Annotated in this window: 21 protein-coding genes and 3 pseudogenes; 11 read left to right on the plus strand and 13 right to left on the minus strand. The window is 72.1% G+C overall.

Going from position 1 to position 25,918, the window contains the following annotated elements:
• Window positions 1–40: 40 nt before the first annotated feature.
• Window positions 41–1,228, minus strand: coding sequence for an MFS transporter (locus tag OG199_RS10570; RefSeq protein ID WP_405829210.1), 1,188 nt, complete (start codon window positions 1,226–1,228; stop codon window positions 41–43).
• A gap of 266 nt (window positions 1,229–1,494) precedes the next feature.
• Between OG199_RS10570 and OG199_RS10575 the strand changes: the two genes are divergently transcribed.
• On the plus strand, window positions 1,495–2,385 hold the full coding sequence (locus tag OG199_RS10575) for a LysR family transcriptional regulator (protein WP_356804072.1): 891 nt from the start codon (window positions 1,495–1,497) through the stop codon (window positions 2,383–2,385).
• Between the two features lie 30 nt (window positions 2,386–2,415).
• Here OG199_RS10575 and OG199_RS10580 read toward each other — a convergent pair whose 3' ends face one another.
• Window positions 2,416–4,197 (minus strand): PucR family transcriptional regulator, encoded by a 1,782-nt coding sequence (locus tag OG199_RS10580; RefSeq protein WP_405829212.1) that lies wholly within the window; start codon window positions 4,195–4,197, stop codon window positions 2,416–2,418.
• A 229-nt stretch (window positions 4,198–4,426) separates the two neighbouring features.
• Here OG199_RS10580 and OG199_RS10585 point away from each other — a divergent pair.
• The 7 genes and pseudogenes from OG199_RS10585 to OG199_RS10615 all read left to right on the plus strand — a co-directional run.
• A pseudogene (locus OG199_RS10585) lies at window positions 4,427–4,583 on the plus strand (MerR family transcriptional regulator); the annotation flags it as partial.
• Window positions 4,580–4,765 (plus strand): annotated as a pseudogene (locus tag OG199_RS10590) (Clp protease N-terminal domain-containing protein); the annotation flags it as partial. The pseudogenes OG199_RS10585 and OG199_RS10590, both read left to right, overlap by 4 nt.
• 174 nt (window positions 4,766–4,939) lie before the next feature.
• Window positions 4,940–5,287 (plus strand): annotated as a pseudogene (locus tag OG199_RS10595) (type VI secretion system ATPase TssH); the annotation flags it as partial.
• Window positions 5,284–5,730, plus strand: a complete 447-nt coding sequence (gene trxA / locus OG199_RS10600) for a thioredoxin (RefSeq protein WP_405829214.1) — start codon at window positions 5,284–5,286, stop codon at window positions 5,728–5,730. The pseudogene OG199_RS10595 and the gene trxA, both read left to right, overlap by 4 nt.
• A 5-nt stretch (window positions 5,731–5,735) precedes the next feature.
• Entirely contained in the window at window positions 5,736–5,999 is a 264-nt protein-coding gene (locus tag OG199_RS10605; protein WP_356804077.1) for a UBP-type zinc finger domain-containing protein, read from the plus strand.
• On the plus strand, window positions 5,999–7,813 hold the full coding sequence (locus OG199_RS10610) for an FAD-dependent oxidoreductase (RefSeq protein ID WP_405829216.1): 1,815 nt from the start codon (window positions 5,999–6,001) through the stop codon (window positions 7,811–7,813). Before OG199_RS10605 ends, OG199_RS10610 begins: the two co-directional genes overlap by 1 nt.
• A 522-nt stretch (window positions 7,814–8,335) precedes the next feature.
• Window positions 8,336–9,400, plus strand: a complete 1,065-nt coding sequence (locus tag OG199_RS10615) for a lipoyl protein ligase domain-containing protein (RefSeq protein ID WP_356804080.1) — start codon at window positions 8,336–8,338, stop codon at window positions 9,398–9,400.
• A gap of 94 nt (window positions 9,401–9,494) precedes the next feature.
• Here the strand turns inward: OG199_RS10615 and OG199_RS10620 are convergent, their stop codons facing one another.
• From OG199_RS10620 to OG199_RS10630, 3 genes are read right to left on the minus strand one after another with little or no spacing between them, the layout of a single operon-like run.
• Window positions 9,495–10,073, minus strand: coding sequence for a DUF4232 domain-containing protein (locus OG199_RS10620; protein WP_405829218.1), 579 nt, complete (start codon window positions 10,071–10,073; stop codon window positions 9,495–9,497).
• Between the two features lie 7 nt (window positions 10,074–10,080).
• Window positions 10,081–10,761, minus strand: coding sequence for a response regulator transcription factor (locus OG199_RS10625; protein ID WP_356804084.1), 681 nt, complete (start codon window positions 10,759–10,761; stop codon window positions 10,081–10,083).
• The gene (locus OG199_RS10630) at window positions 10,758–11,870 is read right to left on the minus strand and encodes a sensor histidine kinase (protein WP_405829220.1); all 1,113 of its coding nucleotides are present in this window, start codon (window positions 11,868–11,870) and stop codon (window positions 10,758–10,760) included. The genes OG199_RS10625 and OG199_RS10630 overlap by 4 nt, the downstream gene beginning before the upstream one ends.
• A 215-nt stretch (window positions 11,871–12,085) precedes the next feature.
• Here OG199_RS10630 and OG199_RS10635 point away from each other — a divergent pair, with 215 nt between their 5' ends.
• From OG199_RS10635 to OG199_RS10645, 3 genes are all read left to right on the plus strand, one after another.
• Window positions 12,086–13,111: a carboxymuconolactone decarboxylase family protein gene (locus OG199_RS10635; protein ID WP_405829221.1), complete on the plus strand. Its 1,026-nt coding sequence runs from the start codon at window positions 12,086–12,088 to the stop codon at window positions 13,109–13,111.
• On the plus strand, window positions 13,108–13,941 hold the full coding sequence (locus OG199_RS10640) for a methyltransferase domain-containing protein (RefSeq protein WP_356804089.1): 834 nt from the start codon (window positions 13,108–13,110) through the stop codon (window positions 13,939–13,941). Before OG199_RS10635 ends, OG199_RS10640 begins: the two co-directional genes overlap by 4 nt.
• Before the next feature lie 121 nt (window positions 13,942–14,062).
• Window positions 14,063–14,734, plus strand: a complete 672-nt coding sequence (locus tag OG199_RS10645; protein ID WP_356804090.1) for a hypothetical protein — start codon at window positions 14,063–14,065, stop codon at window positions 14,732–14,734.
• A 25-nt stretch (window positions 14,735–14,759) separates the two neighbouring features.
• On the opposite strand, the gene OG199_RS10650 is transcribed toward OG199_RS10645, so the two are convergent.
• The 8 genes from OG199_RS10650 to OG199_RS10685 all read right to left on the minus strand — a co-directional run bounded on the left by OG199_RS10650 (window position 14,760) and on the right by OG199_RS10685 (window position 25,884).
• The gene (locus OG199_RS10650; RefSeq protein WP_356804104.1) at window positions 14,760–16,286 is read right to left on the minus strand and encodes an NCS1 family nucleobase:cation symporter-1; all 1,527 of its coding nucleotides are present in this window, start codon (window positions 16,284–16,286) and stop codon (window positions 14,760–14,762) included.
• Between the two features lie 188 nt (window positions 16,287–16,474).
• A complete protein-coding gene (locus tag OG199_RS10655) occupies window positions 16,475–17,497 on the minus strand; it encodes a TIGR03842 family LLM class F420-dependent oxidoreductase (RefSeq protein WP_405829223.1) in 1,023 nt (340 codons plus the stop codon).
• A gap of 18 nt (window positions 17,498–17,515) precedes the next feature.
• Window positions 17,516–18,916 carry a dihydropyrimidinase gene (gene hydA, locus OG199_RS10660; protein ID WP_405829225.1) on the minus strand — a complete coding sequence of 467 codons (1,401 nt, stop codon included), beginning with the start codon at window positions 18,914–18,916 and terminating at the stop codon, window positions 17,516–17,518.
• A 147-nt stretch (window positions 18,917–19,063) separates the two neighbouring features.
• Window positions 19,064–19,906: a nitrilase-related carbon-nitrogen hydrolase gene (locus tag OG199_RS10665; protein WP_356804095.1), complete on the minus strand. Its 843-nt coding sequence runs from the start codon at window positions 19,904–19,906 to the stop codon at window positions 19,064–19,066.
• Window positions 19,907–20,051: 145 nt separating this feature from the next.
• A complete protein-coding gene (locus OG199_RS10670) occupies window positions 20,052–21,611 on the minus strand; it encodes a PucR family transcriptional regulator (protein ID WP_356804097.1) in 1,560 nt (519 codons plus the stop codon).
• 26 nt (window positions 21,612–21,637) lie between these two features.
• A complete protein-coding gene (locus OG199_RS10675) occupies window positions 21,638–22,921 on the minus strand; it encodes an aspartate aminotransferase family protein (RefSeq protein WP_356804098.1) in 1,284 nt (427 codons plus the stop codon).
• Window positions 22,918–23,760 (minus strand): nitrilase-related carbon-nitrogen hydrolase, encoded by an 843-nt coding sequence (locus OG199_RS10680; RefSeq protein WP_405829228.1) that lies wholly within the window; start codon window positions 23,758–23,760, stop codon window positions 22,918–22,920. The genes OG199_RS10675 and OG199_RS10680 overlap by 4 nt, the downstream gene beginning before the upstream one ends.
• A gap of 180 nt (window positions 23,761–23,940) precedes the next feature.
• Window positions 23,941–25,884, minus strand: coding sequence for a hypothetical protein (locus OG199_RS10685; protein ID WP_405829229.1), 1,944 nt, complete (start codon window positions 25,882–25,884; stop codon window positions 23,941–23,943).
• Window positions 25,885–25,918: the final 34 nt, after the last annotated feature.

Raw genomic sequence — 25,918 nt, forward strand, 5'->3', positions numbered from 1 at the left:
CGCCTCCCAGACAACCGGTGCGGCGTGCACCGCAGGGAGGTCAGGAGGGGCGAGCGGACTGCGCCGAGAGCGGGCCGGGACCGGGTGCGCGGTCGCGCAACGCGACGGCGACCGACACGACGGCGCCACAGGAGAGGACCGCCGCGAAGCCGATCATCGCGGTCTGCACGGCGAAATGCCGCAGGGCGACGCTGAACAGGACCGAGGGCAGGCCCATTCCCAGGTACGCGACGACGAAGAACACGGCGAGGACCCCCGCCCGTGAGGCGGGCTCGGCCACGGAAACGGCGCGTTCGACGCCTCCCTTGAACAGCAGCCCGGAGCCGGCTCCCGACAGGGACACGGCGACCAGGTAGAGCCAGAGCGCCGGGTGGTAGAGGGCGACGGCGCACAGGGCCAGGCCGACCGGGAAGACCACTGCCCCCACGGTCAGGACCCGGGGCAGCGGGAGGCGGCCCAGCACCAGCTGGGCGGCCGCCGCGGAACCGAACATGAGGAAGGCCGCCAAGCCGACCACGAGGTGCGAGTCGGTGTGCAGGGTGCCATGGAGCACGCTCGCCCCGAGGGAGGAGATCAGGCCGAGGATCGCGAAGGCGAAGGCGCCCAGCGCGCCGGCCGCGCCGAACGTCCGCCCGCCGCCGGGGCGCAGGACGAACCTGCTGGGCGGTTCGGCCGCGGGCAGCTCCAGGTCCACGGTCTCCGGGGTGGACAGCACCAGCGCCAGGCACACTGCCATGGCGAGCGTGAAGATCGCCTGGGCGGTGATCAGGGGCGCGGGAAGCCACTCGGCGGCGGCTCCGGCGACCAGGGGCCCTGAGGCCAGGCCGCCGAGGTTGGCGGCGGTGGCCACGATGCCGGGCAGCGGCGAACCCGTCCGTTCCGGACGGGCCTCGTCGTGGAGGTCGTGCAGGTACGTCGTCGCGGTCGAGGCCATCAGCCCCAGTCCGACACCGTTCAGGATCCTGCCCGCGATCAGCCCCGGCAGGTCCCGCCACGCGATCAGTACGACCGACGCGACGATGCCGACCAGCAGCGCCGGGACGATGACGCGTCGTCGGCCGAGCCGGTCCGACAGGTGTCCCAGTCCGAGGAAGGCGGCCGCTGCGCCCACGACCATCGACGCGTACGCCACCGTGACCGTGGTCGCGCCGAAGTGGTCCCGGGCCTCGTACAGCGGCCACAGCGGGGTGGGCGCGGTACCGAAGGCCATCAGCACGGTGAAGGCCACCGCCACGAACCAGAAGCCGGTCGTGTGCGAGGCACGGCGCCGGGAGGGGGCGCGGGGCGCCAGGTCGGCGGGAGCTGGTGCGGGGATCGGATGGGTCGGGTCGTCGGGAGCGTCGGCTGTGGGACGGCTCAGCGGCGTCGGAACGGCAGGCAGGGGTACCCCTCCTCGGGCGGAAGTGGATGGCTCTTTCCATCCTCCTCACCAGCCGGGATCAGTGCCAACGAATGTTTTTGCTGGGCTCGAGCAATGCGAGTGATACTTCTCGTGTGGAGCTACGTCAGCTGGAGCACTTCATCGCGGTCGCCGAGGAGCTGAGTTTCACGCGTGCCGCCCGACGGCTGCACGTGGTGCAGTCCGGGGTGTCCGCCGCGATCCGCTCCCTGGAACGAGAGCTCGGGTGCGCGCTGTTCGAGCGCACGTCGCAGCAGGTCCGGCTCACCGGGGCGGGCGCGGCGCTGCTGCCGGAGGCCCGGGCCACCCTGCACGCCGCACAGGTGGCCCAGGACGCCGTGCGCGACGCACAGGACACGTTGCGCGGCACGGTGAATGTGGGCGCCATGGCCTCGGTCGAGGTGGTGGACCTGCCCGCGCTCCTCGGACAGCTGCACGCGCGGCATCCGGCGATCGACGTCCGGCTGCGGCTGGCGACGACCGGATCGGCGGGACTGGCGCACGCACTGCTCAGCGGGGACTTGGACGTGGCCTTCCTGTCGCTGCCCGAGCACAAACCCGCCGGGATCGACGCACGGGAGCTGGCCACGGTGCCGCTCGTCCTGGCGGTGAGCGCCGCCCATCCGCTCGCGCGGCGGGGGGAGGTGGCACTTGCGGACCTCGCGGGAGAGCCCTTCGTGGACTTTCCGCCCGGCTACGGCAACCGCGAGGTGGTCGACCGGGCGTTCGCGGTGGCGGGCGTCGTACGCCGGGTGGCGCTGGAAGTGCCCGACATCGACATGGGGGCCGCACTGGTCCGCCACGGTCTGGGCATCGCCTTCCTGCCCGCGTTCGCCGTTGCCCGCACCCCCGGCCTGCACGTCCTGGACGTCGACGGCACCATGCTCCGCTGGAGCATGCATCTCGGCACGTCGTCGACCCGGCGCCCCAGTTCGGCCCTGCGGGCGCTGCTCGACCTGGTCGACCTCCACGTCATCGCGCTGTGACGCCGATCGCACGAAAGTTCCGGTGAGGCATCAGCTGGGGCTGCCGAGCACGATCTTCCACACTCGGGTCGCCACCTGGAGGTTCAGCCGGTCCTCGACGTTCGCGAGGTCGTTGCCGCTGATGTCGCGGATGCGCTGAAGCCGATAGCGCAGCGTGCTGCGGTGGATCGCGAGGGATTCCGCGGTCTCGTCGTAGTTGCCGCCGCAGTCGAAGTACCGGGACAGGGTCTCCACCATGGCCGTGTGGTGCCGTGAGTCGTAGTCGATGAGCTGCCCGAGCCACTCGTCGACGAACGTCTCCAGTTCCCGGTAGTCGTTGCCGGGTCCCAGGATGCGGTAGAGACCGAGCTCGTCGAAGAACGTCGTGCCGTAGCGCTCGCGGGAGTGGCGGCGCACTTCCAGGGCGCGCCGCGCCTCCTGGTAGTGGTGAGGGATGTCGGTCAGCGAGTCGCAAGGGGCGCTCACCCCGATCGTCCCGGACCGTGTCCCGGTCTTCCGGGCGAGTGCCTCGTACAACGCGCGGGCGTGCGGCCTGTCGTCGGCGACCAGGACCACGTGGTCGGAACGTCGGGTCAGCAGCGAGCGCATGCCCACGGCAGCGGCCGCCCGTCCCACGGTCTGTGCGAAGGAGTCGTCCGCAGCCCTGTTCGGCCACTGCACCACGACGACGTAGTGGCTGCGGTGCAGGTCGTGTCCCACCGCCTCGGACCGGGCGTAGGCGCTCGCCTCGTCCGTCCCTGCCAGGAGGTCGTCGACGAGCTCGCGGTGCAGCCTCAGCTCCACCTCGGCGAGATTGCGCAGGTGCGTCAGCTCCGGGGCGAGCGACGCGGCGGCGTGTTCCAGCGCGAGAACGGTGTGCTCGTCGGCCTCGCCCCGGACATCCACCAGGGCCAGCACGCCCAGGATCTCGCCGTGCGGGCGGACCAGGGTGATCAGCCGGTCCTTTATCCGCACCGGCCCGGCTTGACAGGCGACGGCGTGCAGCATTTCGTCGTGGCGCACGGGGTCCGGTTCGGGGTAGGGGTCGGGGCGGCTGGGGCCGGTCCAGGACCTCAACCGACCGAAGCGGTCCTCGACCAGCGCGGGAAGTCCAGTGAGCCTGTGCAGTGCGCGGGTGATGGCTTCCTCGGTGCCGCTCGAGGCAGCGACGTCGGCCATGAGCGCGTGAACGGCTCGCTGGTACGCCAGCTCGACCACGACATGGATCAGCTCCCGCTGGAGGGCTGTGCGTTCGTCTCTCAGTCGCCGCAGCTCCAGCGCGTCCTCGCGTCGGCGGCGCTGTGCGTTGGCGACCGACAGTGCGGCAGCGGTGTGCCGGACGAGTGTGGCGAGCAGGGATCGCTCGGCCTCGGTGGGCCGGGAGCGGGACGTCACCACGAGGTAGCCGTGGAGTCCCTCAAGTCCGCGCAGCCCCAGGGCCCGGCCCCAGGGCCTGCCGGGTACGGTCACCGGGCCGTCCTGCCCGGCCAGCTGCCGCACCCTCCGGCCCACGGCCGAGGCATGCGTCTGACCGTTCCTCGGGCTGGGGACCAGGTCGCCGCCCACCTCGAGGTATCCGGCCTCGGCGCGGTACGGCCCCGCGGCGGCTATCTGGTCCATGGCCAGTCGCAGGATCTCGTCTTCGTCCGCGGCGTCGAACAGGGTGCGGGAGACCGCCATCAGGTCGCGGGGGTCATGGTCGGCTGGGGCGCGAGCGGGTGGGCGAGGCTGTCCGCGGGCGGCCGTCGGGTGCCAGCGGGCACTGCCCCGCGAAAGGCCGCCCGCCCGGTCGGAGCAACGGTGGTACGGGCTGTGCGTCCGACTGCCGGCCATGGGATCACTCCGTTCTCCCTGAGCCTTCAGGGAGGCGAGCGATAGGTCATATACCCGCTCCGGGCCCGGCTTATCCGAAATGTTCGCATTTTTCCTCTCGTACTCGTGGGGCGACCGGACTCGCGCATTCCTGACTTGCCAGGCGCAGGCGTGGCGCCACCCGGTTCGTCACCCTGGGGAGTGCTCGAGACCTTCCGGCCGCCGGGGCCGTGGGATCGAGCACCAGGTGCCGCGCGGCGTCGCGGTTGTCGCCCGCATCCTGCGGCCACGCACCGGACTCTGCCTCGACTACCGCATTCATCGGCCTGGTGCTCGACCTGCTCGACCTGCTCGAAGCCGCCCTGCGCGGCCGCGGCGCGAGGAGTGAAACACCCCCATGGACATGAACCGTCTCACCCAGAAGTCCCGGGAAGCTCTCCAGGATGCCCAGACAGCGGCCGTCGGCGTGGGGCTCACCGAGGTCGACGGGGACCACCTCCTGCTCGCACTTCTCGATCAGGAGGACGGTCTGATCCCGCGGTTGCCGCAGCAGGCCGGCACCGAGCCGAAGGAACTGCGCGCGGCCGTGCGTGAGGAACGCTCCCGCCACCCGAACGTCACCGGCCCTGGCGCGGCACCCGGCCAGGTCGAAGCGGCCCTGTCCAAGGACACCGACACCGCCGGCGAAACCCGCCTGGAGGAGCTGCGCAGGGAACTGGCCGACCTGCGCGGCGAAGCCGACGCCAAACAGGCCTACGACCGCAACCGCGTCGACGACATCGTGCCGTCCAAACCGCTCGGCGAGCGGCAGATCGAGCGGATCGTGGAGCTGCGGTTCGAGGAACTGCGGCGGCGGCTCGCCGAACGCCGTGCCACGGCCGAACTCACCGACGCCGGCCGTGAGGTGATTACCCATCAGGGCTACGACCCGGTGTACGGGGCCCGGCCACTGCGCCGCTGCATCTCCCACGAGGTCGAGACACTGGTCGGACGCGCCCTGCCGCGCGGCGACGTCCAGGACGGCGGGACGGTCCGCGTCGACGCCGAACACGGAGAGCTGGTGGTCACCTACGACCAGCCCGAGGACGTGAAGGAAGGGCGGGCGGCATGAACACGATGCAGGCGACGACCATCAGTTGTCCGAACTGCGGGCGTACCAACCGAGTGCCCGTGGCCGCGGAGGGCCGCCCCAAGTGCGGCCACTGCGAGCAGCCCCTACCGTGGGTGGTGGACGCGGGCGACGACGACTTCACCGAGGTCGCCGAGCGGGCCGACGTCCCCGTCGTGGTCGACCTGTGGGCCACCTGGTGCGGCCCCTGCCGCATGGTCAGCCCCGCGCTGGAGAAGGTCGCCACCGATCTCGCCGGCCGAATCAAACTCGTCAAGGTCGACGTCGACAAGAACCCGCGGCTGTCGCAGCGTTTCAAGGTCCAGGCGGTACCGACACTGCTCGTCCTCGACCGGGGCGAGACGGTCGCCCGGCAGGCGGGGGCGGCGCCCGCCCCCGCTCTGCGCGAGTGGGTGGAACAGTCGATCACGGCCCGGGAAGGGTGATCCGGATGACCCTGCACGCAGACCCCCACCTCGCGCTTGTCCGGCCGGTCCAGCCGCTGACCCCGGAAGGGTGTCAGGAGTGTCTGCTGCTCGGCTCCCCGTGGGTCCACCTGAGGCTCTGCCTGACCTGCGGGCACGTCGGCTGTTGTGACTCCTCGCCGAACAAGCACGCGCGCCTGCACGCCGCCGCCGACGGCCATCCGATCGTGCAGTCGTTCCAGCCCGGCGAGGAATGGCGCTGGTGCTACGTTCACGAGGCGTTCGTCTGATGTCCGGCGACCGGTCGCTGCCGGGCGGAGAACCGGTGCCGGAGGAAGCGGGCGAGGCCGTCTTCCGGGAGACCCCGGACGCCTGCGGCGCGTATCCGCGCCTTACGGAGGACCAGATAGCACGTCTGGCGGAGCACGGGCAACGCCGGAGCATGGCTCCGAACGACGTGCTGCTCCGGGAGGGGGAGCGCTGCGAGACGTTCTTTGTCGTCCTCAGCGGTACCGTCGCCGTCGTCGAGGACCACGGCACTCCCGAAGAGCGCCTGCTGCGCGTGCACGGCCCCGGTCGTTTCATCGGCGAACTCGGACTCCTGCACGGCCAGGTGGCCTTCTACACCGCTGTCGCCAGGGAGCCGGGCGAGGTCCTCGTCGTCTCCTTGGACCAATTGCGCCACCTGGTGGCCCAGGACTCCTCCATCGGGGACGTCGTGCTGCGCGCCTGTCTGGGCCGTCGCGCGCTGCTCGTCGGACAGGGCGCCGGCTTCCGCATCATCGGCTCGCGCTACTCGCCCGACACCCGGCGGCTGCGCGAGTTCGCCATCCGCAACCGGCTGCCGCACCGCTGGATCGACCTGGAAACCGACGACGAGGCCGAGGAGTTGCTGCGCCGCTTCGGCGTCGGCCCGGAGGAGACACCGCTCGTCATCTGGCGGGACACCACCCTGTTGCGCAACCCCGGCAACGCGGAACTGGCCCGGCTCATCGGCCTGCCGTCACTGCCCGCCGGACACCGTCACGGCGACGTCCTCATCGTCGGCTCCGGACCCGCCGGCCTCGCCGCCGCGGTGTACGCCGCCTCCGAGGGCCTGAGCACCACCGTGGTGGAGGCGATGGCCACCGGCGGCCAGGCCGGCACGTCGTCCCGCATCGAGAATCTGCTCGGCTTCCCCGCCGGCATCTCCGGCGCCGAACTGACCGAACGCGCCGTGCTCCAGGCCGACAAGTTCGGCGCCGGGATCAGCATTCCGGTGGAGGCGACCGCTCTCCACCCCAAGGACGAGGACCACTACGTGGTGGCGTTCGCCGACGGCAGCGAGATCGCCGCCCGCGCCGTCGTCCTGGCCACGGGGGCCCGCTACCGCCGGCTCCAGGTGCCCGGTATCGAACGTCTGGAGGGAACGAGCGTCCACTACTCGGCGACCTTCTACGAGGCCAAGCAGTGCCGCACCGACCCGGTGGCCGTCGTCGGCGGAGGCAACTCCGCGGGCCAGGCGGTGCTGTTCCTCGCCGGGTACGCGCCGAAGGTGCACCTGCTGGTCCGCGGTCCCAGCCTCGAGGCCAGCATGTCCCGCTATCTGATCGACCAGGTCGAGCGCCATCCGCGGGTGGAGGTCATGCTGCACAGCGAGGTCACCGAGGTCATCGGCCAGGAGGTGCTGGAGGAGCTCGACGTGGTCGACAACCGCACGGGCGGACACCACCGACTCGCGGTACGGGGCCTGTTCGTCTTCACCGGCGCCGACCCCCACACCGAGTGGCTCGCCGGCATCACCGCCCTCGACTCCCGCGGCTTCGTCCTCACCGGCCCGGAGGCCCAGGAAGCCTGCGTCCACCCCGAGGTGTGGCACGGCCGCGGGCGCTCGTGCATGCCCCTGGAGACCGGCCTGCCCGGGGTCTTCGCGGTAGGGGACGTCCGTAGCGGCTCGGTGAAGAGGGTGGCCTCGGCGGCCGGTGAGGGCGCGATGGCCATCCACTTCGTGCACCGGCACCTGGGACAGTCGGCCGCACCCGGCACCACGGGCACGTCCGCTGCCGCGGGCGGCTCGGACGTCTCCCCACGCCTGCGTCACAAGGAGTCCGCGTGGCTCGCATGACGAATGGCGGGCGATGGGAGCACGAGGGGGAAGCAGGAGGCGGGGGCGATGGCCACGTCCGTCCGGCGCCGGCGGTGGGCGCGACACCGGCGGGCGCGTGGACGCCTTTCGCGGACGTGCCGGAGTCCGAGGACGCGTTCCACCTGGAGATCGAGCTCCCCGGTGTGAAGAGCAAGCACATTGATCAGCGAGGCGGGTGAAAGCACCGGGAGCGGCGGCTGGGACGCGAACGCCGCGGTCCCGGGCACCCGTCCGGCATCGCGGCCGGTCGATGGCCCACCGGCGAGTCCGTCGTGGTGATCCGGTTCTGCCGTGGCCTCATGGGCTTCTTCCTGGGGCCACTCCTCGACACCCCGAAGCCGCAGGCGAGCGGCCGTCCGCTGAGGCGTGCCCGGCCGCTCCCCCCGGGCGGCGGCTGGGGAATTTCTCGACGTCGGGGGCCGCGCACCATCCCCCTCGACGGACCGGAATCAATCACCGCAGGTCGGCGTTGGTGCCGGTGGAACGAACGGAGGCGGATCGGTGCACGGTGAGTACAAGATCCCCGGCGGCAAGCTCGTCGTGGTGGACCTGGACGTCGAGGACGGACTGCTGCGCCACGCGCGCGTGGCGGGCGATTTCTTCCTCGAACCGGACGAGGCGCTGGACGCCGTGAACCGCGCGCTGGAGGGCGCCCCCGCCGACACCGACGCGGCGGGCCTGGCGGCCCGCGTCGACGCCGCGCTGCCCCCGGGCACGGTCATGTACGGCCTGACCTCGGAGGGCATCGGGATCGCGGTGCGCCGGGCGGTCGCGCACGCCACCGACTGGACGGACTACGACTGGCAGCTGATCCACGAGGGGCCGCAGTCCCCCGCGCTGCACATGGCCCTGGACGAGGTGCTGACCGCGGAGGTCGCCGCGGGCCGCCGTCCGCCGACGCTGCGCGTGTGGGAGTGGGGTGCCCCCTCCGTGATCATCGGCAGCTTCCAGTCGCTGCGCAACGAGGTCGATCCCGAGGGCGCCGCGCGCCACGGCATCGAGGTGGTGCGCCGGATCTCCGGTGGCGGTGCGATGTTCGTGGAGCCGGGCAACACCATCACCTACTCGCTCTCGGTGCCGGAGGCACTCGTCCAGGGCCTGTCGTTCCAGGACAGCTACGCCTATCTCGACGACTGGGTGCTCGGCGCGCTCGGGGACATGGGGATCAGGGCCTGGTACCAGCCCTTGAACGACATCGCGACGGAGCAGGGGAAGATCGCGGGAGCCGCCCAGAAGCGGGTGGTCGGACCGGGCGGCGGCCCCGGTGCCGTGCTCCACCACGTGACCATGTCGTACGACATCGACGCCGACAAGATGCTCGAGGTGCTGCGCATCGGCCGGGAGAAGCTCTCCGACAAGGGCACCAGGAGCGCCAAGAAGCGGGTGGATCCACTGCGTCGGCAGACGGGGCTCGCCCGTGAGCAGGTCATCGGGCGGATGATCGACTCCTTCCGCGGCCGCTACGGGCTCACGGACGGCGGGGTGACACCCGCGGAACTGGCCCGCGCCGAGGAGCTGGCGCGCTCGAAGTTCGGGTCGGCCGAGTGGACGGCCCGGGTGCCCTAGAACAGGGTCCCGTGGCCTGACCGGAAGGCGACCTGACCGGAAGGCGACCGGACCAGGAGCTGTCAGTAAACTGGAGCTGTCGGACGGGGAGTTGTCACGACGCCGACGCCGCCCACGCCGTCGTGCCGAGCGTGTTCTCGGGTCCGATGTCCAGGGTCTCCGGTGGCCGTACGTCCACGGCGGCGCGTCCCTTCTGCGGGACGACCCGGAGGTACGTGCCGTGCTCGGCCGCCATCCGCCAGTACAGGGCCGCATGCGCGCTCTCGCCCGGGTTCAGGGTGAACGGTTCGGCCCCGGGGTCCTCCGGGGCCATGGGGACCTTGTCGGTGCCCTGGACGGTGCGCACGCCGGTGAGCGGGGCGCCCTTCTCGTCGAGGACGCGGACGGAGGGGTAGCCGTCCACCCGGTAGGGCCGCTCGGAACAGTTGGTGAGGGTGAGGGACATCGCCCGCAGCCCCATGGCCCCGTCGACACGGCCGGCGTCGACGCGTACTCCGGCGGGCGGGCAGTCGCCGGCCGGCGGTACCGCGACGGCGGGCGAGGGGCCGGGCGCGGGCCTGTGGTCCGGCTCGGCGAAGAAGCCGCAGCCGCTCACGGCGAGCGCCAGCGCACCGGCGAGGACGGCGCTACGGAGGGGTCTCGGGCACGGCGGTCCCGGGCACGGCACGGTCATCCGCCGATCATCGCACGCCCCACTGAGTGCCGCCTCTGGCCGTCACCAGCCCCGACTCGTAGGCGAACACGACCAGTTGGGCCCGGTCGCGGGCGCCCAGCTTGGTCATCGCGCGGCTGATGTGCGTCTTGGCCGTGAACGGGCTGATGACCATGTGCGCGGCGATCTCCTCGTTGGTGAGGCCGCGCGCGGCGAGCGCGGTGACCTCGCGTTCGCGGCGGGTGAGGCACTCCAGACCCGGCGCGGTGGCCCGGTCGGGGGGCCGGGACACGAACTCGCCGATCAGCGTGCGGGTCACGGACGGGGAAAGCAGCGCCTCTCCGTGTGCGACGACCTCGATGGCCTGGAGGAGGTCGGCGGGCTCGGTGTCCTTGAGCAGGAAGCCGCTCGCCCCGGCCCGCAGCGCCTCGAAGACGTACTCGTCCAGGCCGTAGTTGGTGAGGATGAGGACGCGTACGGCGGACAGTTGCGGGTCGGCGGCGATCCGCCGGGTCGCCTCGATGCCCGACATCACCGGCATCTGCACGTCCACGAGGGCGACGTCCGGCCGCCGGGCCCGCACCAGCGCGAGCCCCTGCTGCCCGTCGGCGGCCTCGCCCACCACCTCGATGTCGTCCTCGGCGTCCAGCAGGGCGCGGAACCCGGCCCGCATCAGTGCCTGGTCGTCGACGAGCGCGACCCTGATCACGACACGTCCTCCGGTGTTCCCAGGGGCAGTTGGGCGTGGACGGAGAAGCCGCCCCCGACACGCGGGGCGGCCCGCAGGGTGCCGCCGAGCGCCGTGACGCGTTCCCGCATCCCGGTGAGACCGATACCGGGCTCGGGCGGGCGGGACGGGTCGGCGCCGCCGTCGTCGTCCACGGAGATCGCCAGCTCGGCCGCCGAGTAGTCGAGCCGGACGGTCACCTCTGCCGGACCCGCGTGGCGCGCGGCGTTGGTCAGCGCCTCCTGGACGATGCGGTAGGCGGCGCGGTCCACCGTCGCCGTCAGCGGTCGTTCGTCGCCGCTGACCGACAACTCGACGGCGAGCCCCGCGGCGCGGGCCCGCTCCACGAGCAGCGCGGGGGTGCCGGTGGGCTCGTCGGTGCGCAACACCTCGAGCGTGGAACGCAGTTCGCGCATCGCCTCGCCACCCGCCGCCTGGATGGCGAGCAGCGCGGGCGGCACCTCCTCGCCGCGCTTGCGGGCGAGGTGGACGGCGACCCCGGCCTGGAGCTTGACGATCGAGATGCTGTGGGTGAGCGAGTCGTGCAACTCGCGGGCGATCCGCAGCCGTTCCTCGCCCGCCCGGCGCAACGCGGCCTCCTCCCGGGTGCGTTCCGCCTCCAGCGCGCGCTGTTCGGTCTGGCGCAGGTACGCCTGCCAGTTGCGGTCGGCGAGGCCCGTCACCAGGGCGCACAGGAACCAGCCCGCCAGCAGGAGGGTTCGTTCGACGATCTCCTGCCGGGTGGGGCCCGTCGCGACGAAGCCGGCCAGGAACACGGCGCTCGCGAGCGCGGCCACGCCCCGGTGACCGGCGCGCGCGGCCGTGTGGACGGCGCCCAGGACGGGCAGGGCGGCGAGGGGCCCGGGGTGTGCGTGCAGCACATACCCCGTCGTGGTGACCGTACTGATCGCGAGGACCTCGCGCGGTGCCCGGCGGTAGGCCGCGAGGGCCAGGGAGGCGAGGGCCATGAGGGCGTAGTCGGCGGGGGCGGTGCCGTCGTCGAAGGCGGCCGCGGTCATGACCAGGGCGCCGACGACGATCGCGAGGGCGGCGTCGGCGAGCTGTCGGCCCGTGGCCCGGTCCAGCGTCATGTCCCGCACGATAGACGGCCGTTCGGCCGGTCGCGTCAGACCTGTGGAGGGGGCGCGGACTACTCCCGGCGGAGTAGGCCGGGCCGCGCCCGGACCGGGTGGGGTAGCCCGGAGTGCCTTCGGCCGTACGACGCCCGGGCACCCGCCTGTGGACCAGGGTTGCCCTGTCGGTGGCCGTCGGCGCACCGCACATCACCCACCGGGAGGCGAACCCCGTGTCCAGTCCCTACCGTCACACCACTCCACCCGAACCCGCGTCCGCCGCCGGGCCCGTCCGCGCCGTCTACACCCAGCTCGCCAGGGACTTCGGCATCGCGCGGGCGTCCACCTTCGTCGTGCTCTCCTCCGCGCCCGGGATCATGGCCTCCGCCTGGGCGCTGATGCGTGAGTCGCTGATCGCGGGCGACGGCGGCAGGACCGGGAAGGAACTCGCGGCGCTCGGGGTGTCCGAGGCCAATCGGTGTCCGTTCTGCGTGGACGCGCACCGGATGCTGCTGCACGCGACCGGCGACCACGCTCTCGCGGAGAGGGTGGCCCGTGGCGGGACGCCCGCCGACGAGCGGCAGGCGCGGGTGCTGGCGTGGGGCCGGGCGACCCGGATCCCCGGGTCACCGGAGCTGACTCCGTACCCCTTCCCCGCCGCGCACGCACCCGCGTACATCGGCACCGCCCTCGCCTTCCACTTCATCAACCGTGTGGTGTCGGCGCTGCTGACCGAGCGGTTGCTGCCGGGCAATGTCCAGCGGTTCCGGGCCGTACGGAGCCTGGGCGGCCGGTCCCTGTCCCGGACGGTGCGCCGCCGCCCCGCCCCGGGCGCGGGTCTGACCCTCCTCGACGGTGCCGGTCTGCCCCTCCTCGACCACGCGGGTCCCGGCCCCGGCTGGGCGGGCGCGACCACCGTAGGTCCCGCCTACGCCGCGCTGCGCGCCGCCGCCGGCGAGGGCGGGGAACTTCTCGACGCCGCCGACCGGATCCTCGTACGGGAGACGGTCGGTGCCTGGGACGGCGCGCATCCGCCGCTCGCGTGGGACGGGATTCCCGGCCGTGGCCGTCCCGGGGCTCGCCTGGCGCTGCTGGCCGCGCTCGCGCCGTACCGGATCACGGAGGAGGACGTGGCGGCGTGGCGCACCCAGGGCCGCACCGACGCCTGTCTGGTGCGTCTTGTCGCGTACGGCGCGTTCGCCGCCGTGGACCGGATCGAGAGCGCGCTGCCCGTGCGCACGGCGAAGGAGGCCTCATGACGCGGATCGCCAACTCCGTGCAGGCGCAGGTGTGGAACGGGCCTCTCGGCAGCCACTGGGCCACCCACCACGCCCGCTACGACGCCCTCGTGTCGGGTCTCGACGACGCTCTCTTCGAGGGTGCCGCGATCGCCGCGGGCGACCGTGTCCTGGACGTCGGCTGCGGGGCCGGCGCGACGACCAGGACCGCGGGCCGGCTGGCCGCGCACGGGCATGCCGTCGGCGTCGACATCTCGGCGCCGCTGCTGGACCGGGCGCGGGCGGCCACCGCCGCGGAGGGCGTCACCAACGTCGCGTACGAACTCGGCGACGCCCAGACCCACCGCTTCCCGGCCGCCGGATACGACGTGGTGATCAGCCGGGGCGGGGTGATGTTCTTCGCGGACCACGCGGCCGCGTTCCGGAACCTGGCACGGGCGCTGCGGCCGGGAGGGCGCCTCGCGTTCGTCTGTCCGCAGCCCGCCGGCCCGCATCTGGAGGAGTCGCGCGCCCTGAGTCTCTTCGCGAAGCTCCTCGACGCGCCGGACAGCCACACCGTCGCGGCGCAGACCGCGATGGCGTCCCTGTCCGACCCGGCGCGTATCCGCGAGGTGCTGGACGGCTGGGAGGAGGTGAGCGTGACGCCGGTCGGCACGGAGACGGTGTGGGGGCGGGACGCGGCCGACGCCGTCGGCTTCATCCTCTCTCGTACGCCCGGACGGGTGGTCGGCACGGCCACTCGCAAGACCCTGGAGGACACTTTGCGCCCTTATGAGACGGATCGTGGCGTGCGACTGCGGGCGGCGGTGTGGCGGGTGACGGCGAAGTGGAGCCCTGGCGTCCGGCCGTGAACCACAGTCACCGCACAGGCACGGAACGAGTTCGCCCTTCCGCCCCACAGAGAGTCATGTGACACTGTCGTCCCGTCCGCAGTGCGGACTCCTCCGCACCGTCCCCCACGAGAAGTGCGCCGTGCGTTCTCTTCCTCTGCCGCTCGCCCTCACCGCGCGCCTGCTGCCGGTCGCCGTGCTCGCCTGCACGGGCTGGGTCATGTCGTCCGGTTCGTCCTCGTCGCCCACGACTCCGACCGGAGCCGGGCACAAGGCGGTCCAGGGCACCCAGAGCCCCACCCAGCCGTCGGCGACGGCGGTCGCGAAGACGTACACGGCCGCGCCCGCGCCGTGCACCAGCGTCACGACGAAGACGATCACGTCTCTGGTCCCGGGCACCAAGACGGCCGGCCAGGAGATCGCCTCGACCGACAGGTCCGTACGCCGCACCTGCTCCTGGAACGCGCTCAAGGGGTTCGACTACCGCTGGCTCGACGTGTCCTACGAGATCATGAGTTCGGACGCGGCGGCGCAGAAGTCCTACCAGGAACGTGTGACGAAGAAGAGCGGCGGAGGCACGGTGCCCGGCCTCGGCGACGGGGGCTACTCCGTCGTGAACCTCACCACCGAGGACAAGCAGCAGACCCGCGAGGGCGTGGTGATCGCCCGCGTGTCCAACGCGCTGGTGGCCGTCACCTACAACGGAAGCGACTTCGAGACGAAGAAGGCGCCCAGCACCGACGAGATCAACAAGGGCGCCATCAGGGCCGCCAAGGAAGTGGTGGCCACGCTGGAGAACGGCCAGAAGAGCTGACCGTCCTCCCTCGCGCGACCGTGGTTCAGGCGGCGGCCTCCGGCCGGCCCCTCAGCAGCATCAGGCCGGTGTAGAGCACCAGCGACGTGCCCAGGCCCACCGCCCAGCCGTAGTCGGCGAGCGACGACAGCGCCGGAACGGGCCGCCCGTCGATCAGCGGATGGAGGTCGGCACCGCCGACGGCCAGGACACCACCGGTGACGAAGGCGACGACGGCCCGCCAGTTCCAGCCGCCGGCGTACCAGTAGCGTCCGCCGGTGCGGTACAGGTCGGTGAGGTCGAGCCGGGTGCGGCGCAGGATCCAGTAGTCGGCGATGAGGATGCCGGCGACCGTGCCGAGCAGACCGCCGACCAGGCCGAGCCAGGTGAAGATGTAGCCCTGCGGGTCGGAGTACAGCTTCCAGGGGAAGATCAGCACACCGAGGACGCAGGTGGTCATGGCGCCGGCCCGGAAACTGATCCTCCTGGGCGCGATGTTGGAGAAGTCGAAGGCCGGGGAGACCAGGTTGGCCGCGATGTTCACGGACAGGGTCGCGACCAGCACGGTGACCAGCGCGAAGACGATGCCGGCGACGTTGTCCGTCTTGGCCGCCAGCTTGACCGGGTCCCAGATCGCCTCGCCGTACACGGCCTGCGATCCCGAGGTGACCATGACGGACAGGAAGGCGAAGAGCGTCATCGTGGTGGGCAGGCCGAGCGCCTGGCCCCAGGTCTGCGCCTTCTGGCTCCTGCCGTACCGGGTGAAGTCGGGGATGTTCAGCGACAAGGTGGACCAGAAGCCGATCATGCCCATGAGCGAGGGCCAGAACAGCTTCCAGAAGGCGCCGCCCCAGCCGAGCTTGGAGGGCTGGTCGAGCAACGGGCCGAAGCCGCCCGCCTTGCTGCTCATCCACCACAGCATGACACCGGCGCCGACGAGCACGAAGGGTGCCGCCCAGTTCTCGAAGCGGCGGATCGTCTCCATGCCCCGGTAGATGATCGCGACCTGGAGCACCCAGAAGATCGCGAAGGACAGCCACATCGTCCAGGCGTAGCCGCCGATGTGCGAGGCGTTCGCCCAGCTGTCGCCGAAGAGCTTCCCGGCGAGGAAGTAGATCGCCTCGCCGCCGATCCAGGTCTGGATGCCGAACCATCCGCAGGCCACCAACGCCCGCACGACGGCAGGGAGGTTGGCGCCGCGGACGCCGAAGGAGGCGCGGGCGAAGACCGGGAAGGGGATGCCGTACTTGGGTCCCGCGTGCCCGGTGAGCAGCATCGGGACCAGCACGATCAGGTTGGCCAGCGCGATGGTGAACACGGCCTGTTTCCAGTCCATGCCCACGGCTATCAGACCGGAGGCCAGGGTCCAGGAGGCGGTGTTGTGGGCCATGCCGACCCAGAGCGCCGAGAAGTTGTACGTGGTCCAGGTCCGTTTGGCGACCGGAACCGGCAGCAGGTCCTCATTGGCGTAGGGACCGGTGGGCGCCGGAGCGTCGGGGGCGATCTCCACCCGGCCGTCGGGGAGCGTGACCTGGGAGGCCGGTGGGCTGTCGGTGGGGAGGGGCTCGATCATGGGCAGGCCAATCAAGGGAGGAGTGTCGGGAAAGGCCGTGCGGGTGGCGTCATGGGGGGTGCGCGGGGAGAGCGCCCTGATCCCCTTCCCGGGACGGCGGGAAGGGGAGGTACTGGGAGAGGCGGGGCGTGGCCGGCGGGCGAGCGGCACGGTGTCTCGACGGCCTTGCCCGGCGGCCGTTCAGACGGTCATCGGCCGTTGACGGCCGGGATGACCTTCGACCCGTACGCGTCGATGGTGGCCTCCTGCGCGTCGTGCATGTCGTACAGGGCGAACTGGTCGACGCCCAGCTCGCGCAGCGCGTTCAGTTTCTCGACGTGCTGCTCGGCCGTGCCGATCAGACAGAACCGGTCGACGATCTCGTCGGGCACGAACCTGGTGTCGGGGTTGTCGCTGCGTCCGTGGTGGGAGTAGTCGTACCCCTCGCGGGCCTTGATGTAGTCGGTGAGTTCCTCAGGCACCGCGGCGGAGTGCTCGCCGTACTTGGAGACGAGGTCGGCGACGTGGTTGCCGACCATGCCGCCGAACCAGCGGCACTGCTCGCGTGCGTGGGCGATCGCCTCCGGTGAGTCGTCCTCGGTGACGTAGGCGGGCGCGGCCACGCAGATCGTGACCTCGGACGGGTCCCGGCCCGCCTCGGCCGCCGCGGTCTTCACCGCCTTGACCATGTACTCGGTCAGATAGAGGTCGGCGAGCTGGAGGATGAAGCCGTCGGCCTCCTCGCCGGTCATCTTCAGCGCCTTGGGACCGTACGCGGCCATCCACACCGGGAGTTCGGCGCCGGGCCTGACCCAGGGGAACTTGATGACCGCGCCACCGAGGTCGGCCTCCTCGCCGCGGCCGAGCGCCCGGATGACCTTCATCGCGCCGCTGATCCGGGCGAGCGTGTTCGGCTTGCGTCCGGCGACGCGCATCGCCGAGTCGCCCCGTCCGATGCCGCACACCGTGCGGTTGCCGTACATGTCGTTGAGCGTCGCGAAGGTGGAGGCGGTGACCTCCCAGGTACGGGTGCCCGGGTTGGTGACCATCGGTCCGACCGTCAACTTCTCGGTGTTCGCGAGGATCTGACTGTAGATCACGAAGGGTTCCTGCCACAGCACGGCGGAGTCGAAGGTCCAGCCGTACGTGAAGCCGTTGCCCTCGGCCCGCTTCATCAGCTCGATGACGCGGGAGGCCGGGGGGTCGGTCTGCAGGACGAGTCCGAAGTCCATGGCGCCACTCCTAGGCACTCAGAGAAGGTACTGACAGGTGGAGCGGGGGGTGTAGACGCCGTGCCCGGCGCGTCCGGTGAACTCCCGCTCGGTGATGACCGGTTCGCCGCGCGAGAGCACGGACTCGACGCGGCCGGTGACACGCTTGCCCTCGTACGCCGAGTAGTCGACGTTCATGTGTTGCGTCTCGACGGACATGACCTGCTCGGCGTGCGGGTCGTAGATGACGATGTCGGCGTCGGCGCCCGGCGCGATGGTGCCCTTCTTCGGGTACAGGCCGAACATCCGGGCCGGGGTCGCACAGGCGATCTCGATCCAGCGGCGGCGGGAGAGGTGTCCGTCGACGACGGCCTGGTGCAGCAGGTCCATGCGGTTCTCGACGCCGGGCAGGCCGTTGGGGATCTTCGAGAAGTCGCCGCGGCCGAGCTCCTTCTGGCCCACGAAGCAGAAGGGGCAGTGGTCCGTCGACACCACCTGGAGGTCGTTGGTGCGCAGGCCCCGCCAGAGCGCGGCCTGGTGCTCCTTGGGCCGCAGCGGGGTGCTGCACACGTACTTCGAGCCCTCGAAGTCGGGCTCGGCCAGGTTGTCCGTGGACAGGAACAGGTACTGCGGGCAGGTCTCGCCGAACACGTTCAGGCCCTCGTCGCGCGCCCGCGCCAGCTCGGCGACCGCCTCCTGCGCCGAGACGTGCACGACGTACAGCGGTGCCCCCGCGACCTGCGCGAGCTTGATGGCGCGGTGGGTGGCCTCGGCCTCCAGGAGCGCCTTGCGGACCTCGCCGTGGAAGCGCGGGTCGGTCTCGCCCCGGGCCAGCGCCTGCTCGACGAGCACGTCGATCGCGATGCCGTTCTCGGCGTGCATCATGATCAGGCCGCCGTTCTCGGCGGAGCGCTGCATGGCGCGCAGGATCTGGCCGTCGTCGCTGTAGAAGACGCCGGGGTAGGCCATGAACTGCTTGAAGGAGGTGACGCCCTCCTGGACCAGCAGGTCCATCTCCTTCAGCGTGTCCTGGTTGACGTCCGAGACGATCATGTGGAAGGCGTAGTCGATGGCGCACTGGCCGTCGGCCTTGGCGTTCCAGGCGTCGAGGCCCTCGCGCAGCGAGTGGCCGACGCTCTGCACCGCGAAGTCGACGATGGTGGTGGTGCCACCCCAGGCCGCCGCCCTGGTGCCCGTCTCGAAGGTGTCGGAGGCGAAGGTGCCGCCGAACGGCAGCTCCATGTGGGTGTGGGCGTCGACGCCGCCCGGGATGACGTACTTCCCCGCGGCGTCGATGGTCCGCTCGGCCGTCCACGACTCGGCCGTCGGGGTGCCGGTCGCGGCGAGCGCGACGACCCGGCCGTCCTCGATCAGGACGTCGGCGTGCATCTCGTCGGACGCGGTGATGACGAGGCCACCGCGGATGACGGTACGGCTCATGCTCCCTCTCCTTCCTGTCGTGCGTGCACTGGGGGAATTCCGAAGCTGTCAGAAGCTGAGGTCAACGCTGTTTCCTCCGGGGAGGCCTGAGGGGAAGGAGGGCCGGTGGGCCCGGCCCGGCCGGCCGGGCCCACCAGGGACCGTCCGTCAGGGAGCCGTCAGCGGCCCGTACGCCCCCGGGGCGCGGTCCCGGTAGAACTGCCACCGGTCGCGCACCTCGCGGAGCTTGGCCAGGTCCAGGTCGCGGACGACGAGTTCGGTCTCCTTGTCGCTCGCCACCTCGCCGACGAACTGGGCCTCCGGGTCGACGAAGTAGCTCGTCCCGTAGAAGTCGTTGTCGCCGTACTCCTCGACGCCCACCCGGTTGATCGCGCCCACGAAGTACTCGTTGGCGACGGCCGCGGCCGGCTGTTCCAGCTGCCACAGGTAGCCGGAGAGTCCGCGCGAGGTGGCCGAGGGGTTGAAGACGATCTCGGCACCCGCGAGGCCCAGCGCGCGCCAGCCCTCCGGGAAGTGCCGGTCGTAGCAGATGTAGACACCGATCCTGCCGACGGCGGTGTCGAAGACCGGCCAGCCGGAGTTGCCCGGCCGGAAGTAGAACTTCTCCCAGAACCCCTCGACCTGCGGGATGTGGGTCTTGCGGTACTTGCCCAGGTAGGAGCCGTCGGCGTCGATCACCGCCGCGGTGTTGTACAGGACCCCGGGCTGCTCCTCCTCGTACATCGGCAGGACGAGGACGATGCCCAGTTCCTCGGCGAGCGCCTGGAAGCGCCGGACGATCGGGCCCTCGGGGATCTGTTCGGCGTACTCGTAGAAGGCCTTGTCCTGGACCTGGCAGAAGTAGGGCCCGTAGAAGAGCTCCTGGAAACACAGGACCTGTGCGCCCTGCGCGGCGGCGTCTCGGGCCGCCTGCTCGTGGACCTGGATCATCGACTCCTTGTCGCCGGTCCAGGCGGTCTGGAAGACGGCGGCGCGGATCACTCTGCTCATCGGGACCTCCGGTCGCTCGGTGTGCGAGGAGCCTAGAAAGCCCGGCAGGCTGCTTTGAGGTGCACCGTGTCACGTCTGAGGTGCGTTGCCGTTCCACGGTGTCACCCCCGCGTCGTCGCATGTTTCACCTGAGTCATCCGGTGTTTCACCGTTGTTGAGCGTCGTGCGCGAGCAGCGCGATGTGCACGGAGGCCGCCTGTTCGAAGTCGTCGAGGTTCACGGCGAGGCGCGCCTCTATCGCCTCCAGCCGTCGGTAGAGCGCGGGCCGGCTGACGTGGTGGAGCCGCGCGGTGCGGGACTTGTTGCGGCCCGTCGCGAGATACGTCCGCAGCACGGGCAGCAGCTCCGACTCCGCGTCGGCCCCGCACAGCAGCCCGTCCAGCTCCCGTTCGGCGAAGGACTGGACGTGCGGGTCGTCCCTGAGCAGCCGCACCAGGCCGCGCAGATGGACGTCACGCAGCCGTACGAGCACCGGGTGGTCCTCCTGGCCGACCGGAGTGTCGGCGGCGGCCTCGGCGACGTGCAGGGCCTCCCGCAGGCCGCCGGGGACGTCGTCCCAGGCGTGGCGCGCGGAGGCGGCCGCCACGGTCGCGGGGGCGCCGGTCTCGTGGCGCAGCCGGGTGGCGAAGTGCGCGGCCAGCGCCTCGGCGTCCTGGTCCCGGGCGAGGCTCAGCAGCACGGCGGTGGCCCCGTCGGCGAGTTCGGCGACGAGTCCGGACAGGCCGAGCAGCCTGAGCACCCGGTCCAGTTGGGCCGGGTCGCCGTCCCGGACGGCCAGCGGCACGAAGGACCGCCGGTTCACGGGCAGCCCGGCGGCGCGCGCTCGCGGGAGGAGCTGCCGCGCCGGTACGACCCCGCTCACGAGGTCGGTGAGCAGGCTCTGCGCGGACTCCTCCTCCCAGGTGTGCGCGGAGCCGGCGAGCATCCGGTGCAGGACCAGGGCCTCGGCGGCCCGGTCGGCGAGCAGCCGCCCGGTCACCGGGTCGCCGCGGTGACCGCACAGCACGATGCGGCCCCAGCGCTCGCCCCGGCCGCCCAGCTCGGCCCGGATCCACCCGTCGCCCTCGCTGCCGCCCGCCTGCCGGGCGATGCGCTCCCAGTCGCGCAGCACGTCGTCCACCGCGGACCGCTCCCCCGCCGTGGCGAGGACCCGGTGGGCGAGGTTGGTGACGACGACGGGGCAGGCCGCGTGGCCCGCGATCTCGTCGAGGATCCGCTGCATGGGGGCGCCCGAGGTGATGAGGCCGGTGAGCGCGGTGCGTACGGACTCGGAGAGACTCACCGCCGCGAACTTGCTGGAGACCAGCCGGGACTGCACCTCCTCCGTCAACTCGGCGAAGGGGAAGGGGCGGTGCAGCACGACCATGGGCAGCCCGCACCGCTCGGCGGCCCGGCGCATCACCTCCGGCGGCGCGGGGAAGGCCCGGCCGAGCCCGAGGACGACGGCCGCGGCCTCCGCGCGGTGCAGCGAACGGATGTACTCGGCCTGCGCGTCCGGGTCACCGGCCAGCAACACGCCGGTGGTCAGCACCATTTCGCCGCCGCTGAGCATCACGCCCACGTCGGCGGCCTCCGCCACGTGCACCCAGCGCACGGGCCGGTCGAGGTGGCCCGCGCCCGCCACCACCTCGGGCTCTCCGGCGAGCACCCGTTCCAGGGTGAGGACCTGGCGTACCGACAGGGCGGTGTCCGAGGCGGTGGTCATGGCGACGTTCCCTTGCTCAGGTTCTCTTACCGGGTGCACCTCAGCGCGCGATCGAGGATCGCCGCGCCCTCCTCCGCCTCCGCGACGGTGAGGGACAGTGGCGGCGCGATGCGCAGCACGCTGGTGTCGTGACCGCCGCCCTTGCCGATCAGCAGGCCTTCCTGGCGGGCCGCTTCGAGCACGGCGGCGGCGCCCTCGGGATGCGCCTCGTCGGTGCCGGGCTTCACCAGTTCGACGCCGATCATCAGCCCGCGACCGCGGACCTCCCGTACGCCGTCGACCTGCGCGGCGATCGCCCGCAGCCGCTCGATGAGCAGACCGCCGACGCGCCGGGCGTTGCCCTGGAGGTCGTGTTCGAGGAGGTAGGCGAGGTTCGCCAGCCCCGCCGCCATCGTGACCGGTGAGCCGCCGAAGGTCGAGATGGAGTTGGAGTCCAGGCAGTTCATGATCTCGGCGCGGGCGACGACGCCGCCGATGGACATGCCGTTGCCGATGCCCTTGGCGAAGGTCAGCATGTCCGGCGGGCCCGCGGCGTCGTGTGCCTGCCAGCCCCAGAAGTGCTCGCCGGTGCGCCCCCAGCCGGTCTGCACCTCGTCGGCGATCCAGAGGATGCCGTGCTCGTCGAGAACCTCACGGAAGGCCGCGTAGAGGCCGTCGGGCGGGATCGTGAAGCCGCCGACGCCCTGGACGGGTTCGGCGATCAGGGCCGCGGGCGGCCGGACGTGACCGAGCAGGTCCCTGAGGTCCTCGACGCAGGCCGCGATGAACTCGCTGTCGGACAGGTCGGCGTAGGGACCGCGGGTACGGACGCCGCCGTGGACGTACAGCGTCTGCAGCGGCGAGAGCGAGGTCGGCGACCAGCCCTTGTTGCCGGTGATGCCGACCGCGCTGAAGGAGCGGCCGTGGTAGCTGTTGCGCATCGCCAGGATCTGGTTGCTGCGCCGGTGGGCGGTGGCGAGCAGCAGCGCCGTGTCGTTGGCCTCGGTGCCGGAGGTGGTGAAGAAGACGCGGGCGTCCGGGATGCCGGACAACTGGGCGACGCGCTCGGCGAGTTCGACCATCGGCCGGTTGAGGTAGAGCGTGGAGGAGTGGATGATCCGTCCGGCCTGCTCGCTGACGGCCTTGGTCACCTCGGGCAGCGCGTGCGCGGTCATCGTCGTCAGGATGCCGCCGAAGAAGTCCAGGTACTTGTTGCCGTCGGCGTCCCAGACATGGCGGCCCTCGCCGTGGGTGATCTCCAACGGGTCCTGGTAGTAGAGGGCGAGCCAGTCGGGCAGGACCGCCTTGTGCCGTGCGTACAGGTCGCTCACGGCTGCACCAGCCCCTCGTACGCGTCGGGCCGACGGTCGCGGTAGAACGCCCACTGCTGACGCACCTCCTCGATCAGGTCGAAGTCGAGGTCCCGGACGACGAGTTCCTCGGTCTTGTCGCCGGCGGTCTCCCCCACGAACTGTCCACGCGGGTCGACGAAGTACGAGGTTCCGTAGAAGTCGTTGTCCCCGTACTCCTCCTGCCCGACCCGGTTGATCGCGGCGATGAAGTACTCGTTGGCGACGGCCGCGGCGGGCTGCTCCAGCTGCCAGAGGTAGGCGGAGAGGCCGCGGGAGGTGGCGGAGGGGTTGTAGACGAGCTGGGCGCCGTTGAGGCCGAGTTGCCGCCAGCCCTCGGGGAAGTGGCGGTCGTAGCAGATGTAGACGCCGATCCGGCCGACCGCGGTGTCGAAGACGGGCCAGCCGAGGTTGCCCGGTTTGAAGTAGTACTTCTCCCAGAAGCCCTTGACCTGGGGGATGTGGTGCTTGCGGTACTTGCCGAGGAAGGTGCCGTCGGCGTCGATCACGGCCGCGGTGTTGAAGTAGAAGCCGGACTGCTCGACCTCGAAGACGGGCACGACGATGACCATGCCGGTCTCGCGGGCGAGTTCCCGCATGCGGGTCACGGTCGGCCCGTCGGGCACGGGCTCCGCCCAGCGGTAGTGCTCGGGCTCCTGGACCTGGCAGAAGTAGGGGGCGTTGAAGACTTCCTGGAAGCCGATCACCTTCGCGCCCTGCCGGGCCGCCTCGCGGGCGTGCTCCTCGTGCTTGGCGACCATGGATGCGGTGTCGCCGGTCCAGGTCGCCTGGACCAGAGCGGCGCGTACGACGTTGGCCATGAGCTGCTCCTTCGACGGGACGTCAGAGAGCCTCTACGCCCGTAGACAAAGGCGGTAGAGGCTCGAAAGTAAGCCCCCTGGACAGCCTTGCCAAGACCATCGGGGTTAACCCGCTGAGTCGATCACGTTTCACCCCCCTGTGGGTGAGAGGCTGACCGGGGCGTGGGCCGCCCGGGTGACTCAGGCCGCGAAGCCCGCCACCCGAAGCGCGTGCACCAGGTCCCAGTGACGTTCCTCCGAGATTCCCCGGGCGGCGTCCAGCAGGAGCGGCACGAGCCGCGCCGGATCGCTCTCCGCGCTGCGGGCGGCCTCCTCGGGGGCACGGACCCGTACGTAGGCGTCGAGCAGCGCACGGACCTCGCGTCGGCGGCCCTCGTCGGCGAGGCCGAGCACGGCGGCCCCGATCTCCGGTGCGGGGCGGCCGACGCCCTGGCGCAGCATCTGCTGTCCGTCGGTGGTGCGGCCGGCCGCGACGAGCGCGTCGGACGCGGCGACCAGCCGGTCCGCGGGGAGCGAGGCGGCCTCCCACAGCAGGGTGGCCCAGTCCGCGTCGAGGCCCGCGTCGTGCAACTCGGCGGCGAGCAGGGGGAAGCGGGCGGCGGGCCAGTACGCGGCCTCGACGAGTGCGGCGTGCGCCTCGCCGCTGCGGCCCTCGGCGCGCAGTCGGACCAGTGTCCGGACGGTCTCCGCGGTGGCCCGCCGGGCGTCCCCGTCCAGGGGCTCCGCCCGGGGTTCCGTCCGCGGCTCGGCCCGCTCCTCCGCGGCCCCGGCGAAACGCGCGCCGCGGGGCGTACGGCGGTTCGGCGCGGCCGGGCCGGCGGGCAGGGGCGCGGGCGTCCCGGGGACGGGCACGGGGGTCGCGTCGGCCTCCATCATCCCGGCGAACCGCGCGCTTCCCCGGGGACGGCGCCTGGAGCGGTGTCCGGGGGCCGGGGCGGGCTCGGGGGCCGTGGACCGCGCGGCCGGCGTCCGGGGTCCGTCGTGGGGCCGTACGGCGCCGGCGGCGTCCTGCGGCCGGGACCCGGGGTCGTACACGTCGTGCCCGGGACCGGAAGCGGGAGACGCGGACCCGGAGCCGTCCCCGCGTACAGCGGCGCCGGCCTCCGCGAGGACCTCACCGGACCCGGGCCGTCCGGCGTCGCGCGCGTAGCCCCGGGTGCCGGGACCACCGGGGCCGAAGGCGTCGCCCTCCCCACCGGGTCCGGCGGACGCGGCGGCGGGGCGGCTCGCGGCGGACGGGGCGGCGGGTGCGTCGGGGCCGGTGCGGGGGAAGGCTTCGGGGCCCGGCCCCGGAGACATGGCCGACGGGTCGTACGGGCCCGTCTCGGCGGTCTCGGACCGAACCGGCGCCGAGGGGTCCGCGAACGGCGAGGGCCGTCCCGTCCGCTCGGGAACGGCCGCACGGGGGCCGGCCGCCGTCCGCGTGGGCGCCGTCCCCGTGGGCGCCGTCCCCGTGGGCGCCGTCCCCGTCGGCGCGGTCCCCGTGACCTCGACCCATCCGTCCTCGGCCCACGTCCCGCCCGCACGGTTCCCGCGCTCACCACCGTCCCCGGCCCGGGGTACGCCGCCGGCGGGCCCCGAAAAGCCGAGCGCGCCCGATGCGTGGGTACGCAGGGCGCGTCGGTCGAGGTCTTCCATGCGATGGCGGAGTTCGAGGCAGCGGGCCGTGGCCCGTTCGTGGTCGTCCCGGGCCCAGGCCAGGTCCAGCCGGACCGAGTCGGCGTCCTGCGGGGTGGCGGCCTCCCCCAGCAGCCGGTTCAGCTCGGTCCGGCGTTCCGCCGCGTAGCGCTGTTCGCGGAGCATCACGTCCAGACGGTCACCGAGCGCGTCGCGGCCGCCCGGCCGGGCGTCGAACGCGGCGAGCGAGGCGCCGTGCAGCGAGCGGGCCCGCGGGGCCTCCTGCGCGGCGGCCCCGCCGCCGTACTCCGCGCCGAGGTCCTGCAAAAGCGCCTCGACCACGTCCCAGGGCGGCACCTCCCAGCCGTCCAGGCAGGCCCGCATTCCGTCGGGGTCGCGCTGCCAGAACACCCCGCACCAGCCGCCGCCCTGATCGAGCCGCCGCATCAGCCCGTCCAGATAATTCGCGAACTCCCGCACCTCGCCGGGGAGTTGATCCACAGCCATCACACAACCCCCCACCCGACTGGAGTACTCCGGT

The sequence above is a fragment of the Streptomyces sp. NBC_01176 genome (assembly GCF_045039825.1).
Classification (GTDB): Bacteria; Actinomycetota; Actinomycetes; order Streptomycetales; family Streptomycetaceae; genus Streptomyces.

What these genes read in the sequence shown, in the direction of transcription:
- OG199_RS10640 (WP_356804089.1), top strand. Translation starts at nt 13,108, where the DNA reads ATGACGCGGATCGCCAACTCCGTGCAGGCGCAGGTGTGGAACGGGCCT.
- OG199_RS10680 (WP_405829228.1), bottom strand. Translation starts at nt 23,760, where the DNA reads ATGGCCAACGTCGTACGCGCCGCTCTGGTCCAGGCGACCTGGACCGGC.
- OG199_RS10620 (WP_405829218.1), bottom strand. Translation starts at nt 10,073, where the DNA reads ATGACCGTGCCGTGCCCGGGACCGCCGTGCCCGAGACCCCTCCGTAGC.
- OG199_RS10655 (WP_405829223.1), bottom strand. Translation starts at nt 17,497, where the DNA reads ATGGACTTCGGACTCGTCCTGCAGACCGACCCCCCGGCCTCCCGCGTC.
- OG199_RS10670 (WP_356804097.1), bottom strand. Translation starts at nt 21,611, where the DNA reads ATGACCACCGCCTCGGACACCGCCCTGTCGGTACGCCAGGTCCTCACC.
- OG199_RS10685 (WP_405829229.1), bottom strand. Translation starts at nt 25,884, where the DNA reads ATGGCTGTGGATCAACTCCCCGGCGAGGTGCGGGAGTTCGCGAATTAT.
- OG199_RS10665 (WP_356804095.1), bottom strand. Translation starts at nt 19,906, where the DNA reads ATGAGCAGAGTGATCCGCGCCGCCGTCTTCCAGACCGCCTGGACCGGC.
- OG199_RS10650 (WP_356804104.1), bottom strand. Translation starts at nt 16,286, where the DNA reads ATGATCGAGCCCCTCCCCACCGACAGCCCACCGGCCTCCCAGGTCACG.
- OG199_RS10610 (WP_405829216.1), top strand. Translation starts at nt 5,999, where the DNA reads ATGTCCGGCGACCGGTCGCTGCCGGGCGGAGAACCGGTGCCGGAGGAA.
- OG199_RS10580 (WP_405829212.1), bottom strand. Translation starts at nt 4,197, where the DNA reads ATGGCCGGCAGTCGGACGCACAGCCCGTACCACCGTTGCTCCGACCGG.
- hydA (WP_405829225.1), bottom strand. Translation starts at nt 18,916, where the DNA reads ATGAGCCGTACCGTCATCCGCGGTGGCCTCGTCATCACCGCGTCCGAC.
- OG199_RS10605 (WP_356804077.1), top strand. Translation starts at nt 5,736, where the DNA reads ATGACCCTGCACGCAGACCCCCACCTCGCGCTTGTCCGGCCGGTCCAG.
- OG199_RS10630 (WP_405829220.1), bottom strand. Translation starts at nt 11,870, where the DNA reads ATGACGCTGGACCGGGCCACGGGCCGACAGCTCGCCGACGCCGCCCTC.
- trxA (WP_405829214.1), top strand. Translation starts at nt 5,284, where the DNA reads ATGAACACGATGCAGGCGACGACCATCAGTTGTCCGAACTGCGGGCGT.